At 64.1% G+C, this 2,685-nt stretch carries 3 protein-coding genes; all 3 read right to left on the bottom strand.

Going from position 1 to position 2,685, the window contains the following annotated elements:
• Positions 1 to 356, bottom strand: a 356-nt coding sequence (locus GIW04_RS29670) for a biotin carboxylase N-terminal domain-containing protein (RefSeq protein ID WP_329607659.1), incomplete at its 3' end; no start/stop codon positions are given.
• On the bottom strand, positions 353 to 1,159 hold the full coding sequence (locus GIW04_RS29665; protein ID WP_034133789.1) for a gamma-carboxygeranoyl-CoA hydratase: 807 nt from the start codon (positions 1,157 to 1,159) through the stop codon (positions 353 to 355). The genes GIW04_RS29670 and GIW04_RS29665, both read right to left, overlap by 4 nt.
• A 133-nt stretch (positions 1,160 to 1,292) precedes the next feature.
• Positions 1,293 to 2,685: carboxyl transferase domain-containing protein (locus tag GIW04_RS29660; protein ID WP_236479527.1), on the bottom strand; the 1,393-nt coding region annotated here is incomplete at its 5' end.

Below are 2,685 nucleotides of genomic sequence, written 5' to 3'. Positions count from 1 at the left end.
GATTTGCTGCCCATGGCGTCGATGGCCGAGGCCGGCGGGCCGAGGAAGATCAAGCCTGCCGCCTCGATGGCTCGGGCGAAGCCGGCATTCTCCGAGAGGAAGCCGTAGCCGGGGTGAATCGCCTGGGCGCCGCTGGCGTGGGCGGCGGCAATCAGCTTGTCGATTTGCAGGTAACTGTCGGTGGCTTTGCTGCCGCCCAGGTCGACGCGGATATCGGCTTCACGGCTATGGCGGGCATCGCGGTCGATGGCGCTGTGCACAGCCACAGTGGTCAACCCCATGGCCTTGGCGGTACGCATGACCCGGCAGGCGATCTCGCCACGGTTGGCCACCAGAACGGTGGTGAGTGTGCTCATGAACGCGGCTCCTGGGTCTGCCAACTCGGCGCACGTTTTTGCAGAAAGGCGCGCAAACCTTCCTGGCCCTCGGCGCTTACCCGGATGCGTGCGATAGCGTTTTCGCAATAGCGGCGCAGTGCGGGGGTGAGGGCACCGTTACCCACTTCACGGAGTAAATCTTTACTGGCGCGCATGGCCGCCGGGCTGTTTTGCAGCAGGTTGGCGACCCACTGGTCCACCTGTTGATCCAGAGTCTCGGCGGGATAACTTTCCGCCAGCAAGCCGATCTCCCGTGCGCGCTGGCCGCCGAACCGCTCGGCCGTCAGGGCATAGCGACGGGCCGCGCGTTCGCCGATGGCCTGCACCACGAACGGGCTGATCACCGCCGGTGCCAGGCCGATACGCACTTCCGACAGGCAGAACTGCGCATCATCGGCGCCGATGGCCATGTCACAGCAACTGATCAGGCCCAGCGCGCCACCGTAGGCCGCGCCTTGCACCACCGCCAGCGTGGGGATTTTCAGCTTGGACAGGTTGTACATCAGCTCCGCCAGTTCCCGGGCGTCGTCCAGGTTGGTGTGGTAGTCCAACTCGGCCGACTGCTGCATCCAGGCGAGGTCGGCGCCGGCACTGAAGTGCTTGCCACGCCCGCGCAGTACCAGGAAACGCAGGGACGGGTCGCCTTGTACGCGGTCAAGAGCCAGGATCAGCTCGCGGATCATCTGGGCGTTGAACGCGTTGTTCTTGGCTTCACGGCTGAGCCACAGCGTGGCAAAGCCACGGCGGTCAGTGATCAGTTCGAGGGTGTTGAAGTCGCTCATGCAAGGAGCTCCATGATAATGAGAGGCCTCCTGTAGGAGCGAGCTTGCTCGCGAAGATCGTCAACGATAACGCGGGGCTTGAGAATGACCGCGTTGCCCTGAGGTTCTTCGCGAGCAAGCTCGCTCCTACAGGTTACATGCGGAACACGCCAAAGCGGCTCGGCTCGATGGGGGCGTTCAGTGCGGCGGACAAGGCCAGGGCCAGCACGTCGCGGGTCTGCAGCGGGTCGATCACGCCGTCATCCCACAAGCGCGCGCTGGAGTAGTAGGGGTGGCCCTGGGTTTCATACTGGTCGAGAATCGGCTGTTTGATCGCGGCTTCCTCCTCGGCACTGAAACCGTTGCCGGCGCGCTCAGCCTGTTCGCGCTTGACCTGCACCAGTACCCCGGCGGCCTGTTCGGCCCCCATCACGCCAATCCGTGCGTTGGGCCACATCCACAAAAAGCGCGGGTCGTAGGCGCGGCCACACATCCCATAGTTACCCGCACCAAAGCTGCCGCCGATGATCACGGTGAATTTCGGCACCTTGGCGCACGCTACGGCGGTGACCAGCTTAGCGCCATGCTTGGCAATGCCACCGGCCTCGTACTTCTGGCCGACCATGAAACCAGTGATGTTTTGCAGGAACAGCAGGGGAATTCCGCGCTGACAGGCCAGTTCGATAAAGTGCGCGCCTTTTTGCGCGGCCTCGGCGAACAGGATGCCGTTGTTGGCCAGGATCGCAATCGGGTAGCCATGCAAGTGCGCAAAGCCGCACACCAGGGTCGTGCCGAACAGGGCCTTGAACTCATCGAACACCGAGCCGTCCACCAGCCGTGCGATGACTTCGCGCACATCAAAGGGTTGCTTGGCATCCGCAGGGATCACGCCGTACAACTCTTCGCTGCTGTACAGCGGCGCCACCGGCGGGCGTTGCAGCAGCTCACCTTGCTTGCGCCAATTGAGGTTGGCCACGCTGCGCCGCGCCAGGGCCAGGGCGTGTTCATCGCTGTCGGCATAGTGGTCGGCCACGCCGGAAATCTTGCAATGCACATCGGCACCGCCCAGGTCTTCGGCGCTCACCACTTCACCGGTGGCGGCTTTCACCAGCGGCGGGCCGGCTAGGAAGATGGTGGCTTGCTGGCGCACCATGATCGCTTCGTCGGCCATGGCCGGCACGTAGGCGCCGCCGGCGGTGCACGAGCCCATCACCACGGCAATCTGGGGAATGCCCTGGGCGCTCATGTTGGCCTGGTTGAAGAAGATCCGCCCGAAGTGCTCGCGGTCGGGGAATACCTCGTCCTGGCGCGGCAGGTTGGCACCACCGGAGTCCACCAGGTAGATACACGGCAGGCGGTTCTGCTCGGCGATGGTCTGGGCGCGCAGGTGTTTTTTAACGGTCAGCGGGTAATAGGAGCCGCCTTTGACCGTGGCATCGTTGGCCACGATCATGCATTCGACGCCTTCCACTCGGCCGATGCCGGCAATCACTCCGGCCGCCGGGACGTCTTCGCCATACACCTGGTGAGCGGCCAGTTGGCTCAGC

It is taken from the genome of Pseudomonas sp. PA-4-8C (genome assembly GCF_021606625.1).
In the GTDB taxonomy this organism is placed as follows: Bacteria; Pseudomonadota; Gammaproteobacteria; order Pseudomonadales; family Pseudomonadaceae; genus Aquipseudomonas; species Aquipseudomonas lactis.
This window is presented reverse-complemented; position numbering and strand designations above follow the sequence as displayed.